This window comes from Nonomuraea sp. NPDC003754 (assembly GCF_053605785.1).
This window is the reverse complement of sequence record NZ_JBSGJX010000031.1, coordinates 1-13,863: the sequence shown is the minus strand read 5'-3', so window position 1 is coordinate 13,863 and position 13,863 is coordinate 1. Positions and strand designations below refer to the sequence as shown.

The 13,863-nt window shown below is 68.7% G+C and carries 19 protein-coding genes; 6 read left to right on the top strand and 13 right to left on the bottom strand.

Annotated features, from left to right (window positions below):
- Positions 1–54: 54 nt before the first annotated feature.
- Together ACWEVS_RS31425 and ACWEVS_RS31420 are read right to left on the bottom strand one after the other, a co-directional pair.
- A complete protein-coding gene (locus tag ACWEVS_RS31425) occupies positions 55–1,323 on the bottom strand; it encodes a tyrosine-type recombinase/integrase (RefSeq protein WP_452554378.1) in 1,269 nt (422 codons plus the stop codon).
- Positions 1,320–1,871, bottom strand: coding sequence for a hypothetical protein (locus ACWEVS_RS31420; protein WP_452554377.1), 552 nt, complete (start codon positions 1,869–1,871; stop codon positions 1,320–1,322). Before ACWEVS_RS31420 ends, ACWEVS_RS31425 begins: the two co-directional genes overlap by 4 nt.
- 519 nt (positions 1,872–2,390) lie before the next feature.
- Here ACWEVS_RS31420 and ACWEVS_RS31415 point away from each other — a divergent pair.
- From ACWEVS_RS31415 to ACWEVS_RS31395, 5 genes are all read left to right on the top strand, one after another.
- The gene (locus ACWEVS_RS31415) at positions 2,391–2,678 is read left to right on the top strand and encodes a helix-turn-helix domain-containing protein (RefSeq protein WP_452554376.1); all 288 of its coding nucleotides are present in this window, start codon (positions 2,391–2,393) and stop codon (positions 2,676–2,678) included.
- 409 nt (positions 2,679–3,087) lie between these two features.
- Complete coding sequence (locus tag ACWEVS_RS31410; protein WP_452554375.1) at positions 3,088–4,197, top strand: hypothetical protein; 1,110 nt, start codon at positions 3,088–3,090, stop codon at positions 4,195–4,197.
- Positions 4,194–4,805 carry a hypothetical protein gene (locus ACWEVS_RS31405; RefSeq protein ID WP_452554374.1) on the top strand — a complete coding sequence of 204 codons (612 nt, stop codon included), beginning with the start codon at positions 4,194–4,196 and terminating at the stop codon, positions 4,803–4,805. Before ACWEVS_RS31410 ends, ACWEVS_RS31405 begins: the two co-directional genes overlap by 4 nt.
- Before the next feature lie 71 nt (positions 4,806–4,876).
- Complete coding sequence (locus ACWEVS_RS31400) at positions 4,877–5,137, top strand: hypothetical protein (RefSeq protein WP_452554373.1); 261 nt, start codon at positions 4,877–4,879, stop codon at positions 5,135–5,137.
- Positions 5,137–5,676, top strand: a complete 540-nt coding sequence (locus ACWEVS_RS31395) for a hypothetical protein (protein WP_452554372.1) — start codon at positions 5,137–5,139, stop codon at positions 5,674–5,676. Before ACWEVS_RS31400 ends, ACWEVS_RS31395 begins: the two co-directional genes overlap by 1 nt.
- A gap of 89 nt (positions 5,677–5,765) precedes the next feature.
- Here ACWEVS_RS31395 and ACWEVS_RS31390 read toward each other — a convergent pair whose 3' ends face one another.
- The 8 genes from ACWEVS_RS31390 to ACWEVS_RS31355 all read right to left on the bottom strand — a co-directional run bounded on the left by ACWEVS_RS31390 (position 5,766) and on the right by ACWEVS_RS31355 (position 11,378).
- Complete coding sequence (locus tag ACWEVS_RS31390; protein ID WP_452554371.1) at positions 5,766–6,950, bottom strand: protein-L-isoaspartate O-methyltransferase family protein; 1,185 nt, start codon at positions 6,948–6,950, stop codon at positions 5,766–5,768.
- Positions 6,938–7,930, bottom strand: coding sequence for an ATP-grasp ribosomal peptide maturase (tgmB, locus tag ACWEVS_RS31385; RefSeq protein WP_452554370.1), 993 nt, complete (start codon positions 7,928–7,930; stop codon positions 6,938–6,940). Before tgmB ends, ACWEVS_RS31390 begins: the two co-directional genes overlap by 13 nt.
- Before the next feature lie 11 nt (positions 7,931–7,941).
- Positions 7,942–8,214, bottom strand: a complete 273-nt coding sequence (locus ACWEVS_RS31380; RefSeq protein ID WP_452554369.1) for a hypothetical protein — start codon at positions 8,212–8,214, stop codon at positions 7,942–7,944.
- 36 nt (positions 8,215–8,250) lie between these two features.
- The gene (locus ACWEVS_RS31375; protein ID WP_452554368.1) at positions 8,251–9,312 is read right to left on the bottom strand and encodes an alpha/beta fold hydrolase; all 1,062 of its coding nucleotides are present in this window, start codon (positions 9,310–9,312) and stop codon (positions 8,251–8,253) included.
- Positions 9,313–9,364: 52 nt separating this feature from the next.
- Positions 9,365–9,604: a hypothetical protein gene (locus tag ACWEVS_RS31370; protein WP_452554367.1), complete on the bottom strand. Its 240-nt coding sequence runs from the start codon at positions 9,602–9,604 to the stop codon at positions 9,365–9,367.
- The gene (locus tag ACWEVS_RS31365; protein ID WP_452554366.1) at positions 9,601–9,909 is read right to left on the bottom strand and encodes a hypothetical protein; all 309 of its coding nucleotides are present in this window, start codon (positions 9,907–9,909) and stop codon (positions 9,601–9,603) included. Before ACWEVS_RS31365 ends, ACWEVS_RS31370 begins: the two co-directional genes overlap by 4 nt.
- A gap of 64 nt (positions 9,910–9,973) precedes the next feature.
- Positions 9,974–10,825, bottom strand: a complete 852-nt coding sequence (locus ACWEVS_RS31360) for a helix-turn-helix domain-containing protein (protein WP_452554365.1) — start codon at positions 10,823–10,825, stop codon at positions 9,974–9,976.
- Positions 10,826–10,847: 22 nt separating this feature from the next.
- Positions 10,848–11,378, bottom strand: coding sequence for a DUF6879 family protein (locus tag ACWEVS_RS31355; protein ID WP_452554364.1), 531 nt, complete (start codon positions 11,376–11,378; stop codon positions 10,848–10,850).
- A 486-nt stretch (positions 11,379–11,864) separates the two neighbouring features.
- On the opposite strand from ACWEVS_RS31355, the gene ACWEVS_RS31350 reads away from it, so the two are divergent.
- Positions 11,865–12,092: a hypothetical protein gene (locus tag ACWEVS_RS31350; protein ID WP_452554363.1), complete on the top strand. Its 228-nt coding sequence runs from the start codon at positions 11,865–11,867 to the stop codon at positions 12,090–12,092.
- Here the strand turns inward: ACWEVS_RS31350 and ACWEVS_RS31345 are convergent.
- The 3 genes from ACWEVS_RS31345 to ACWEVS_RS31335 form a co-directional block, all read right to left on the bottom strand.
- Positions 12,077–12,607: an NUDIX domain-containing protein gene (locus ACWEVS_RS31345; RefSeq protein ID WP_452554362.1), complete on the bottom strand. Its 531-nt coding sequence runs from the start codon at positions 12,605–12,607 to the stop codon at positions 12,077–12,079. The two genes, ACWEVS_RS31350 and ACWEVS_RS31345, sit on opposite strands and share 16 nt — an antisense overlap.
- A gap of 118 nt (positions 12,608–12,725) precedes the next feature.
- A complete protein-coding gene (locus ACWEVS_RS31340; RefSeq protein WP_452554430.1) occupies positions 12,726–13,130 on the bottom strand; it encodes a Rid family hydrolase in 405 nt (134 codons plus the stop codon).
- Between the two features lie 211 nt (positions 13,131–13,341).
- On the bottom strand, positions 13,342–13,863 hold a 522-nt coding region (locus ACWEVS_RS31335; protein ID WP_452554361.1), incomplete at its 5' end, for an ATP-binding cassette domain-containing protein.

The following is a 13,863-nucleotide window of genomic DNA, read 5'->3' as shown; positions in this document are numbered from 1 at the left end:
AGATTGTACTACATGTGACTACGTTCGACTACATTCCCAGAGGGGCGCAGCCACTCACCGGGCGAGTCGGCCGAACTGGGACAGTGCCCCGTCCATGGAGTCCGCCGCGCGCCGCTGCACCTCGTCGGTGAGGTGGGTGTAGATCTCCGAGGTTGTGGCGAGTCGGCTGTGTCGGAGCGTGCCCTGGATGGTCTTCATGTCCACGCCCTGCCCGTGCAGCCAGGTGGCCGCGGTGTGCCGCAGGTCGTGAATCCGCACCCGTTTGCCGTCCGGCCGCGCGATGTCCGCCTCGTCGCACAGCGCGTTCCAGGCGCGGTTGGCATTCCTCGGCTCGATGGGCGTGCCCACCGTAGTCGTGAAGACCAGGCCCGGGTCGGCCCACACCTTCGCCGCCAGCCGCTCGGCGGCCTGCTCCACCTTGTGCTGCCGTAGTAGCGTCACCACCGCCCGCGGAATCGCCAGCGTGGCGTCCGACCCATCCGTCTTGGCGCGCACCACGGCCAGCCGACCCCGCCGGCGGCCCGTCTCCGGGTCGAGATCGCCGCGCAGTCGCTGGAGGGACGGGCCTACCTTGATCACCGCGTTCTCGAGGTCGATGTCCTCCCAGCGCAGCGAGAGCGCCTCACCGCGCCGCAGGCCGAGGCCGAGGATCGTGAGCCACAGCACGCCCCACCGGTCGCTCTGCGCCGCGGCGAACAGCCTGTCGGCCTCCATGGCCGTCAACGCGGTCCCGCGCTTGCTCCTCCCGGAGGGTGGCTCGACCAGCATCGCCACGTTCCGCGCGACCAGCTCGTCCTTGAGCGCGTCGTTGAGCGCCGCCCGGAGGATGGCGTGGCAGTAGTTCACCGTCCGGTCGGAAAGCAGCACCACGGGTGGCGGCTCCTCGCCCTTGACCGGCTTCTTCTGCCGGGCCGCAGGCTTGCGCTGAAGTTCCAGAAGCCATGTGCGCAGCCGGGCCGGGGTGAGCTTGGTCAGCGGTTCGCTCCCGATGTGCGGGGTGATGTGCAGCCTGATGTTGTCCGAGTAGGAGATCCACGTGGACTCGGCCATCTTTCCCGCCGCCACCCGCTGAGCCAGGGTGAGGGAGACCCACTGGTTGAGGTAGCGCTCCAGGGTGACCCCGCGGCCGGAGGTGATCGGCTTACCCTCCTCCACCTGACGGAGTAGCTTGCGCCACTCCTCCCGTGCCTTGTCCTTCGACTTCGACGAAACGGTCTTCCGCTCGCCGCCCGGCAGGGTTACCGCGCCGATCCACATGCCGTCGCCGCGCTGGTAGAAGCTGCCTTCCCCATTGCCGCGACCGCGCTTCTTCGGAGTCTTCATCGGGTCGCCCCCGTTCTCCGCGTACGTCGGCTGACCAGCTCAAGTTCCTGGCCGGCCTGCTGCATGAGCTCGGCGAAGTGGCGCGGCAGGTCGGAACCCGCGAGGACGAACGCGTTAGCCATCGCGGCCTGAGTGAGCCCACCGCCGCCGGCAGCGGATTCGAGCAGCTTCACCAGGCCCGTGACCCTCGCGTCCTCCTCGGTGTGGCGCTGGTCCCAGTACCGCAGCAAGGCGTTCTTGACCCCGTCAGGGAGTGACGCCTCCTGGAACTGGCGCACCGCCTGCGGAACGGGCGGCTCGGGCGGCTCGGTGTTGCCGAGTAGTTCGGCCGGGACGTGCCCGGACAGGACGAGCATCGGCTCGATGCTCATGCGGAACAGCCGGCCGAGCTTGACCAGGTGCGTGATGTGGGGGCGGGTGCCCTTCCGCCACCGCGAGACCGTCGATTGTTGCAGTTCGAGCGCCTCGGCCAGGGCCGCGTCTGACGCGTACCCCCGGGCTCGGGCTGTCAGTGACAGCCATTCGTAGAACGGGTTGTCCTCCGCCATCCTCGCCGCTCCTTACCTGTTTGACACTTATGCATCATGATCTTAATAACGTCAGGCGTGAACCGCAAGCTTTGGGGTTCGGATTGAAGACACATGGCGGGCCCGTCGCCCTCGGCAACCCCTTGTGCGAGGTGGCATCCAGTGAGATGTGACGCAAGCGCCTAGAGTCTGTATCCTGCCCGGTTCATCGCTTCAAGAGGCTTCTAGTGCCTGCTCGGAGGGTTGATGATCACACTGGGCGCCGGTCAATCAGATGTGCATCCTTGTCAGAAGACTACGCTTGCGTCTAACGCCGATTTCAAAGATCATCGACTTGCGTGAGCCGCCACGGACTTGTAGGGTGATCTTCGTACTGCTGTGGACCTGGAGGGGGGAACCCCACTCGGTGTCACGGCTAGGACAGTGCAAAAGCCCCCGGCGGGGAGCGTGGTGGACGCAGTTGCAGCCTGCGAACATCGCCCGATTCCAGCCGAGGGCTATGCGCTCAAGACCGCTCGTCTGACTGAAAGGACCTGAGCCATGTCCAAGGGTACGGGGCTCAGCATGGTTGGGGGATCTGCGACCAGCCAACACGCCCACATGCCGTCCGGCGACGGAACGTCGTCGACGGCCTCCTCCTGCGAGTGCTTGCCCCTTCTCTTGAAGGAGGAGCACGTCGTCAAGCTCCTCCAGATCGGGCGCAGCGTCTACTTCGAGCTCATCAAGTCCGGAGAGCTGGAGTCGGTCCTGATCGGGCGCAGTAGGCGAGTGCCTCGCGACTCCCTCCTAGCCTACGTCCAGTATCTCCGCGCGGCCCCGGCTGCCTGACTCAGGGCTCCGGCCGCTGATCCGCAGCGGCCTTCACCGTCGCCTTCCACGGGGTCCTGACGTCGCCTTGTCCATCGTCGATGGGCGGGGTGCCCTGACCCCTGAATCTTCATCGGCCTGGACCGGATCATCGCCCGATCATCGCCGTCCGAACGAGGACGTGCCCGCGAGGATCACGGCGGAGGAATGCCTCCAGACCGTCGCTAACCAACAACGGCGGCCCCTCGCGGGACCGCCGTCGCAGCCAGGCAGAGCGCGCCAACGCTCTGACCCCCTGGATGCCCCTCAGCCACCTTCCACAGCAACACGAGGAGGCGTACATGAGCGTACTCAACGCTGTACGCGAGCAAGGACGCGTCCGCGCTTCCAGCGCGTCCTCCCCGCCCTTCCGGCCGGGAGGTCCACGCAGATGAGCAGCAACCCGAAATCGCCGGGCTCGGCCCGGTCTGTCATCCGTCGCGGTCGCATGCGCGCGGACCACTTCGTCCAGGTCTCCAACGACCTGGCCCGCGACAGGAGGCTCACCCGCAAGGCGCGGGGCCTGTTCGTCGAACTCGCCTCCCACGTAGAGGGATGGATGACCAGCATCGCCCAGCTTGCCCAACTGGGGCCGGAAGGGGTGCACGCGATCCGCGGTGCCGTCGAGGAACTGGAGAAGTACGGCTACCTCGTGCGCGTCCAGAACCGCGACCCGGCGACAGGCCGCCTCGGCGAGACCGAGTACTGGATCACCGACTGCCCCGAGGAGTACGAAGAGGCCAGCTCAGAGCCGTCGTTAGAAGATCACACGACGGGCAGGGGCGAGCGATCGTCCTGGTCGGAGCCGTCATGCGATTTTCCGACGTCGGCTGAGCCGCACGCGGATCAGCCGTGCGCGGAAGATTGCACGCATAAGAAGACCAACCCCAAGAAGACCAACAAAAGAAATCAGGAGATGCCTCCTTCGTCGGCATCTCCTGCGGGCGACACGCAGCAGGAGATCCGCCTCGGCGACGACACCGCACCCCCGCCCGCAAAGGCGAAGAAGCCCCGTAGCCGCTCGACGAAGCGACGTACCCCCGAGGAGCAGCTTCGGTTCGAGCAGGCGACCAAGGTGGCCGATTGGTGGTGGGGCAAGTGCGACGAGGCGGGCGTGCCGAAGATCGGTAAGTCGGCGTCGTCGAACGGCTTCCCAGGCCTGGTCAAGCTGATCGAGTCGGCGCTCGCTGACGACTACACCCAGAAGGAAGTGGCGTACGCACTGGGCCGCAACCCGACCCGCCGCTTCCCGTCACTGCAGACGTTCGAGACGGCGCTCATGGCCGTCCGCGGCATCGTGCCGCAGCAGCCCACCTCGGGCCAGCAGCGCGTCGCCACGTCCGACCTGCGAGTTTCTCAGGTGCAGTCCATGATGGCGGACTACGCCCAGGCTCAGGCTGAGGGCCGCCTGGAGGAGTGGTTCGCCACCCCCGAAACCCTCTCCGACCACGGACGGCCTGCTGCGTCGGGCTCTGCCTCGCTCCCCGGAGGTACCCGGTGATTGCCGACCAGCTAGGCCAGGTCCTGCAATACATCGCTGCCGCCGACCGGCGCACCCTCGGCAAGGCCGACCTCGTCGTCTGGGGTGATGCCATCGGTGACCTGCGGTTCGAGGACGTGATGGAAGCCGTCCGCCAGCACTACCGCGACTCGACCGTCTTCCTCATGCCCGCGCACGTCCGCCAGGCGGTACGCAAGGCCCGACACGACCGCGCCAGCCGGGCCGTGCCAGTCGCGCCGCCCGCCGAGGTCACCGACCAGCCCGGTGTCTACAAGCTGCACCTCATTAAGGCCATCGCCGAGATCGCCGACCGGCACGACATCCACCGCGCTCTCCCCGCCCCCGGCGACAAGAACGGGCCCAGCGAGGAATACCTGGCGCTACCTGCCGCCCGGCTCGCTAGCGAGAACGCCGCTCGGAAGCGCAGCGAGTGGTGGGGAGTCGGCTGCCCGGTCGCCTGGTGCGCCGCCGACGCCGAGCGACCCTGCCGAGATCACGACGGTAACCACCTGCCGTGGCAGCGCACCCACTCCAAGCGCATCATCGCCTGCCGGGAAGCCCGAGAGGCTCGCATGAACCTCGCACGCCCGCAGAAGGCAACCGGATGAGCACCGCCTCACCCCACGACCAAGCTCGCCGCGATGCTCGGCATCCCCTACGGACCCGAGGAGGCCACAGGATGACCAACAGCCAGGCTGCCACCATTACGGCCGCCGAGCGCGCCCTGGCCGTCTTCCTGGCCGAATGGGGCGTGCCGAACCCCCGCCGCCGTACCGCCGACGCCATCAGGCTGCCCACGCGCCACGGTCCGCGCCCCACCACCGCCCGCTCCGCCGCACTCGCTCCTCGGCGAGTCGGCGTACGGGACGCCAGCACCGCCAGGCAAGGAGCCGAGCAGGCCCGGCGCCTGCTTGCCGCTCAAAGTGGAGGGGATGGGTGATGGGACGCCCGACCAAGCTCACTCCCGAACTCGCCGACGCCTTCATCCGCGCCCTGGAGAACGGCAACAGCATCCGCCGCGCAGCCGCCCACGTCGGCATCACCCGCAGCACCGCCCACGCCTGGATCGCCCAAGGCGAAGAAGACGACGCCCCACCCGAGTTTTCGGACTTTTCGGACAGGGTTACGCGCGCGCGCACGAGGGCGTTGGGGGAGCTGTTCAACGCGGCGTTCCAGGACGCGGTCGGTGGGGTGGCAGTCAAGCGGATGGTGCGGCCGGACGGATCGGAGGAGACCCAGGTGACTCCGCCGAACGGGAAGGTCGCGCTGCAGATGATGGCGTTGCTGGATCCGGAGGAGTGGCTGCCCAGGAAGGCGATCGAGCTGTCGGGGCCGGGGTCGGGGCCGGTGGAGTTGACGCATCAGGAAGGGGTGGTTGAGGGGATCTTGGACAGGATCCGGAAGTCCAAGGAGCGGCGGGCGGTCGAGGCTGAGCGGGCCGCCGGCGCACCCCCTACGGGAGGTGATGACGGGGAGTAGGAGTCCATGGTGCGGGGTCAGGAAGCAGCGAGTGGAGGCTCTGCACTGGTCGGATGCCATCGCGATCAGTCCAGAGCCCCCGGGAGTGTTTAGGGCAGGGACCACCACATGTCGCCCGGCCGATCCAGCCACATGCGGGTGCCGTCGTTCTGGATCGTGAGCCCGAATCGGTCGGCCGCAGGGCTGCCCCAGGACACCCACTTGAGGTAGGTGTCGGCGACCTCGTCCCACAGGCGGCGTGGGCCGTACTGGGTGACCTGGAAGTCATTGGCGCCCGGTTCGGCGTCGCAGGCCGCCCAGGAGCCTTCCGGGTTGCCTGTCTCCTGGAGCAGCAGGGAGTAGCAGCCGGGTTCGCTGATGACCATCCAGTCGATGCGGGGGGCCAGGGCGACGCTGGCCAGGTGCGCCCCGAGGTCGGCCGTGACGACGGTGCGTGGGTGGAGCCTGGTCGTGCTCTTGTCGGCCTCCTCGCTGTGGGGGGAGTTCCACACGTAGCTGCCCCGCTGGGAGCGCACCATCATGTAGTTGGCGGGGCCGTGGAAGGACCCGACTGCCGTGGAGTCGTCGACCACGGTGAGCTTCAGCTTGTGGCCGGTCGCGCCGCCCGGGTGCCAGGGCAGGACGATCACGCCGCCCGGCCGGGTCTGTTCGATCCAGGCGGCCGGGATATCGGCCACGCCCGCCGTGACGTGGACCCGGTCGAACGGCGCCCGCTCGGGGCAGCCCTTCAGCCCGTTGCCGACGACCAGGTGCGGAGCGAACCCGGCCGCTTCGATGTTGGCCGCCGCTCCTGCCGCTACGGCGGGGTCGATCTCGATGGAGGTGACGTTGTCGGCTCCGACCCACCACGACAGTAGGGAAGCCGTCCAGCCTGATCCGGTGCCGATCTCCAGGCCCCGGTCACCCTTGTGCGGTGCCAGCAGCTCCAGGAAGGGGAAGACGACGCCCGGGGCTGACACCGAGGAACTGGACCGGCCGCTTCCCTCGGCCGGGTCGGTGGCGCCGTCGTCGGCCTGGATGATGATGGCCGCGTCGGAGTAGACGGCCTGCCACCAGGCCTCCGCGTCCGTGGCGATGTCGATGCGGTGGCCGACGTCTTGCCAGCGGTCCGGCTTGGCCCAGGCCGCCATGGGCGTGAACAGGTGGCGCGGCACCCTCTCCAATGCCTGGGCCCACCGCTCATCCGTCAGCCGGCCCCGGCTGCGAAGGTCGTCGGCCAGGCGCTGCGCCATCTCCTTGACGGCGGCCGTGTCGGGTGCGGTCAGCTTGTCCACGCGGGTCCCTTCTCCAAGATGTCGGCCAGCGCGGCGGCGATCGGCAGGCCGATTTCATCAGCCAACCAGAACCATTCCCCGCGCTGGTTGGTCTCCAGGAAGACCCACTCCCCGGAGGTGTCGCAGATCAGGTCGGCCGCCCCGTAGACCAGGCCGAGGCGCCGATGCAGCTCCACCAGGGCCGTGCTGACCTCGGCGGGCAGCTCGATCGCGGTGTAGGTGAGGGAGTCATAGTCGCTGCGCCAGTCGGTCCGGCCCTGCTCGCTGCTGGAGTCGATGCGCACGGCGAAGACGCGAGAGCCGACGATGACGGCCCGTGCCTCGAAGTCCTTGCTGATCTGCTCCTGGAACAGGTGCGCGGTCAGGCTCAGCGCCGGGTCGAGCAGGCTTTCCGGGTCGGTGACGGGTGAGGTGTACAGGGCCCGGATGCGTCCCTCGTCGGCGTGCCAGACGCCGTTCAGGGGCTTGTAGACGATCGGCCGGTCCAGGTCCTTGGCCCAGGCGTGCGCGGCCTGCGGATCGGAGGTGATCAGGGTCTCGGGGATGGTCAGGCCGGACTGGGCGGCCGTGGTGAGCTGGACGGGTTTGTACTCGCAGCGCATCGCGGCCATCGGGTCGTTGACCCACAGGCAGCCGTCCATTCCCAGAGCGATCAGGACGCCGCCGAAGCCGCGCCGGGCTTCGCCGTAGGCGAAGGCTCGTTCGGGGCTGGACATGCGCTCATCCAGGGCGAACTGGGTCGGCCGCCGCCAGTAGACGGCCCCTACCTCGGCCAGGTCCAGCACGGTGGCCCGGGACCCGTTCAGGGTTCCGGCCCAGCCGCAGGAGTTGGCGTCGATGGTGGCCGACATGCTCAGCGCGCCGGGGAAGTCGGAGGTATCGACAGTGACCACGCAGACGCCCCGCCCGGCCAGCTCAGCGGCGACCCTCTGGGCGACGACGTCGGTCTCGTCGGTGACGATCAGCACGGTGTGTGACATGGAGCCTCGTCTCAGTCCGTGCCGACCTCTTCGGGGGCGGTGCCGTCCGGATTGCTGGCGCTGGTGGGCCGGGTCTGTCCTTCGTGTGCGCCCGCCGTGATCGGGGGCAGCACGAGGAAGCGCAGCCCCCACGGTCGCGCGTCGCTGGCAGGGGTGGCGGGCGCGGACAGGAGGTGCCGGGTGGGCAGCATCGGGAAGACGTCGCCGACGCGGAAGATCAGCCCGCGTGACTCGCCGTCCGGTGAATGGGTGATCAGGTCCAGCTCGGTCGTGGTCTGGGACATCGTGAACCCCTTCTCGTTGGTCGGCTTGGTTGCCGCTTACAGGCGCTGGTGGTCGCGGATCTTGTCGCACATGTCGGTGACGGCCTTCACGATCAGCTCGGGCTCGTCGACCTGGACGTTGTGCGCGGCCCGCTCGGCAACGATCAGCGTGCTGTCGTCGGACAGGCTGGCCAGGTCGGCTTGGATGCGTGCCCAGACGCGGTTGTAGCGCTCGGCCACGTCCGGCGACCGGCTGGCGAAGTACTCGTAGTAGTAGGTGCCGGGGGCCGGGTACGGGGCCTTGGAGATGACCGTCAGCGGCATGCTGCCGAAGTGCGTGCGCTCGGTCTCCAGCGCCGTGACGACTCCTGTCCGGCCGAGGTCCTCCTGGACCTCCGCGCGGCGCTGCCCGCTGGTCAGCTCCAGCGCCAGGCCCAGCTCGACCATCTCGGCCGGGAGCTGGTGCCGCATCCGGCGCAGCAGGTCCGGTTCCTGACCGCTTCGGATCGCCAGACGCAGACGGGCGCGGACCAGGCCGCACGGCGTCAGGGCGTAGGTGAGGGCCTTCTGCCAGTGCTGCAGGGGCCCGTACTGCCACCGGCCGAACTCCTCGGCCATCCAGGTCATGCGCTCGGAGGGCGCGTCGACCAGCACCATCCCCGCGACTTGGTCGCGGTGGCGAGCCGCGTAGAGACGGGCGATCTCCCCGCCCATCGAGTGGCCGACGAGCAGGTAGGGGCCGGGCTCGCCCGACGCCTCCAGCACCTCGTGCAGTTCGTCGGCCAGCGCCGAGGCGCCGCGCCACTCCCACCACGGCGCGGGCTGACTCCAGCCGAGTCCCGCCCGGTCGTACTGCCACACTCGCTGGCCGGGCACCAGCCCCCGCCGGACGTTGACCCAGTTCAGGCCGTTGTCGGTCATGCCGGGCAGGATGACGACGATCGGGCCGCCTTCGCCTTCGGCCTGTACGTGCAGGCGGCGGCCCCGGACGGTGACGAATCGGCCGGGCGCAGGGAACCGCCGGCTGTCTGCCCGTTCGCTGAATGCCTGGTAGGCGGCACTGGCGATACCGGCCGCAGCAGCGGTGATGGCAGCAGCGGTGAGCCATCGAGGGGGCACGTTCACTCCTTTGGTCGTCGTGATGCGGGCGTAGACCTCACTTCATGGAGCACTAACTGACGCTGCGCAGGTGGCCGCCCGGGCGCCGACGACGCGCTCGGGTGGCGAGTTCGATCGGCCGGACCCCGTCGGCCCTGGCCACCCCGGCGCGCACTTCGGCCGGGGACGTTGCGCACACAAGGTTGACCTTGTCACCCGCCGTGTCGCGACGGAAGGCGATGAAACCGCCCCCGGCCCCGTCCATCACGATCCAGCCCTCGATGGTGAACGGCTCCGGGATATCCCACCTCATCCGTCGATCACCGCCTGTACGGCTGTCCTCCCATCGCTGGCCAACGTCCGGGCGTTCTGGGTGACGACCCGAAAGCCTCCGCGCTCCGGCGTCACCAGCGACCGGCAGTCGCTGCCCTCGAAGACCTCCAAGTCCGGCACGAGAAAGCCCGGCCCGAGGTACTGCCTCTCGCGCAGGGTGATCCGCACGCTCATGACGAGCAGCACGCGGTCAGCCTGGCCCTGGAGCCGCTCCACCACGGCGGCAAAGTCCCTGACCAGCTTGTCGGCCTGTTCGATACTGATCTCGGCGGCTGTGGAGGTCATGAACTCAGGGTGAGCCCAGCTCGGCCGCCACTCCACCGCCTTGCGGATGCTTGCGGAAAAGCCTCTACCCGAGGGCCTCCAGCGCCCTGACGATCAACTCTCTGGCCTGCTGGCCGTACACCGCAGACGCCGCGAGATCGGCGAACCCGTCGGTGTACATGGCGACCTCGCGCGGGCTGGTGACGGTGAGGAACCCGCTGACGAGTTCCACGCTGACCTGGGCGTCGTCGAAGCAGAAGAACATCTCCACCGGCCAATAGGCGGAGCGATCCGCCTCGGCGGGAATGATGCCCAGCGCCATCGACGGAAGGTTCTGGATGGCCAGAAGGTGCCGGAGCTGGCCAGCCAGTACGGCGGAGCCGCCGATGCGCATCCGCAAGGTCGCCTCTTCCAAAAGGATGGCGAAGCGGTGATCACCTTCGTAGACGATGTGCTGGCGGGCCATCCGCTCGGCCACAGTGGCGGCCACATCATCGACAGTCACGCCCCGACGACGGCGGATCGCCGTCAAGACGGCAGTCACGTAATCGGCTGTCTGGACGGGGCCGGGGATCATGACAGAGGAGTAGATGCGGAACCGCCGCGTCCGTTCATACAGGTCCCGGACCGCGACGTTCAGATGCTTCAGCCCGCTGCGCTCGGCCCTGCGCCAGTCCAGCCACATGGAGTCAGCCGCGCGCAGCTCGGCGATCAGCTCGGCGACCAGCTCTGACCTGCCGCAGGCGTCCGCCCACGCCCGCACATCGGCCTCGAAGGGGGCCTTCTTGCCGTGCTCGATCCGGCTGGTCTTGGCCTCGTGCCAGCCAGCAGCGGCGGCCAAAGCCCGGGAGGTGAGACCGGCATCCAGGCGAAGCTCACGCAGGCGGTCGGCCAGGGCCTGGCGAGCTAGCTGGGCGCCAGAGTGAGGGCTGGACATGGGCCGGGGGTGCTGGTTGTGCCTACTTCGGCTGGTACTCCGCGTGGTCGATGGCCCTGCTCCAGACCGCCTCGAACGCGGTCGCGCACATCTGAGCAATCGCCGGGTCGTCGCTCACCTCGTCATCGAGGTAGCGGCCGTCCCCAGCGAAGTGGCTGAACCGAACCAGTGCGCCGTCGACCACCCAGAAGTCATTGACCGGCACAAGCAGATCGGACGCCTGTCGTCGTGGCAGCCAGCGGACCTCTTCGCCCGCGCCCAGGTTCATCGCCCCGGTCAGGTCGTACTCGTAGCGGATGAAGTCGGTGATCGGCTCGGAGACGATGCGTGCCCGGCGGATCCGCAGCCCGCGCCCCACAGCTGCCTTGACCACCTCGTACCAGTCCCGCCAGCGCTCCACCGCGTCGATGGGCTTGCCCGCCTGCCAGTCGGCGAACACCGGGTCGTCGGGGGTGTAGGCGTCGCGCGTTTCCAGGTGGACGGCCTCGCGGCGGGCGGCAGCGATCATGTCAATGATGGTCGTCTGGTCCTGCTCCGGGTGCTGCTGGGTCACTGCATGCCTCCGCCAGAATGTGCCGCATCCGCGCCGGGATTCGGACGATGCGCTCGTGGTCAAGGATGGGGCTGCGGGTAGCGATCTGCGCCCGTTCCTCCGGGTCGGTCACCTCCCAGCCCTAGACCACGATCGAACCGTCCACCTCATCCACCCAGACCGAAGGGCAGTTGCCGCCCGGCGTCTCGGGGTCGATGCCAACGAACCGTAGCGTCATGACGTCCTCCGCTGTCGGGGGTTTGCGGCTCCTTGCGACTTCACCGTGAGCCTGACTGCGGATGTGCGGGCGGTCAAGGGTGGTTGTGGTCCGCCGAAGGGCGGTGCCCTGCGCAACTACCGCCGGGAGCGCAGCTCCGCCGGACACCGCACCCGCAACGCACCTGCCAGCCGACCTGACCATGCTGCGCGCCCTCGTGGACACCACCAACCTGGAAAGCCTCGTCGGCCTGCGCGAGCCGCATCGTCCTGGTCCGCGGCTTCGCACTCATGGGCCGCCGCTCCGAGCTGGCCGCGCTCGACATCGCCCACATGACCACCACCGGTGGCGGGCTGGAGGTCGCGATCCGCCGTTCCAAGACCGACCAGGACGCGATTGGGGAGATCGTCCCGCTGCCGCACGGCTCAGCGTCTGAGCGGGTGGACACTCGTGCGGCACCACGTGTCGCCGGTCTGGAGTGCACGTGGCTGGCGAGCGGCTGCTATTTCCAGGTGTAGTTGGCGTCGGTGATGGGCGGCAGCCATGGGTTCCCCGTGGGCGAGTGTGGGGTGAGGAGCGCGCTCAGCTGTCCACCGATCAGGGGGAACAGCGGAAGCTCGGCCGCTTTGCGGTAGTCGACCCAGTCGATGATCCCGAGTTCCTGGCCGCCGTCCGGGAAGTCATCGTGTTCGACGGTGGCGAGTCGGGCTCTCACATCCGGGGTGATATGGCACCGGAATATCAAGTGGATCTTGCGCGGGGATGGGGTAGGGCCGGGGCGGGTGACCATCTGGTCTTGGATCCAGCACAGCTCGGGCGGGGTCGCGTCGTTGAGGTCGAGCAGCAGTTCCTCGGCGAGTTCCCTGCGGAGGGCGTCGATCAGGTCTTCCCCGGTGTTCACGTTGCCGCCAGGCGGTGTGTAGTGCGAGCCGGTCGGCCGGTCACGGCGGATCAGCGCGACATCGTCGCCGCAGAACACCAGGGCGCCAGTGCGAATCTTCACGCGGGAGAAAGGCGCGGTCGGGTCGGTCATGGAGGCAGTATTGCCCCGCGCAGGCCCGGGTATCTGGTGAACGGTTGAGCTTCCGCTCTCGGGGCCCGCGGGGCGCGGGGTCAGGCAGCAGCGAGCAGGCCGGAACTCGACCCGCGACTCATCCCCGAAACGCCTCGATCTCGATCTCGACCAGCATCCGCTTGTCGATCAGCCCCGCCACCTTGACGCCTGTGCACGCTGGCCTGACGTGCCCGAGCACCTCCGACAGCGCCGCGCCGACCGCGTCGTAGTGGCTGTCATCCACCACGTAGTAGCGCACCATGACCACGTCCTCCCGGGTCAGACCAGCCGCCTCGACCGCGTCGAGCGCGATGCTGAAGGCCGTCATGGCTTGCAGGTAGGCGTCGCCCTCGTGCTGTACCTCACCGTCGACCGTGGCCGTGCACCCGGAGACCACCACCCTCGGCCCTACCACCACCGCCCTGGCGTAGCCGTACTTGTCCTCCCAGACGCCGCCCGACAAGACCCTCGTCGCCTCGCGCACGCACCTTGTCTGAACCATCACGCGTCCCTTCCTCAGGCCCCAGCCGCGGACTGCGGCCAGGGCGTCTGTGACCGACCACGTGCGCGGGGCGACGCCCCGCGCGGCTGCCTCGGAGATGCGGCCGGAACCGGAGGCAAAGTTCCGCCACCCGGCCAGGGGAAGGTGGCGGATGCGGCCCTCCAGCGGTACGGCCGCCCATCATGGCCGAGGACCCCTGCCTGGCGGCCGGTCATGATGTCTCCTCGTCCAGCGGTGCGTTACCGCGGTCCTGCTGGAGGAGCCAAAGATCGCGGAAGAGACCGGCTCGGGTCGTCAGCTGGGAAAACGTGCCCTCGGCAGTCACGCGCCCACCTTCCATGACCACGATCCGGTCCGCGACGACCGTGTTGGCGAGGTTGTGGGTGACCAGAACGATCGCCCGGTCTTGCGCGAGCTGGCGCAACCCGGTGAACACCAGATGTTCGGCGCGGGCGTCCAGGTCGGAGGTGGGCTCGTCCATCACCAGCAGGCCGGCGTTGCGGTGGATTGCCCGGGCGCCCGCGATGCGCTGCCATTGGCCTGAGGACAGGGCCTGGCCACCCCACCATTCACGGGCCAGCAGCGTGCCCAGGCCACTGCGCAGCACGTTGATCACCGCGTCGGCGCCGCTTGCAGCTGCGGCGCGATGGACGGCGTCATCCCCGCCGGGCTGGGGCTGACCGAGGTGGATGTTCTCCCGGGCGGTCATCGGCCAGCGGGCGAACTCCTGCGG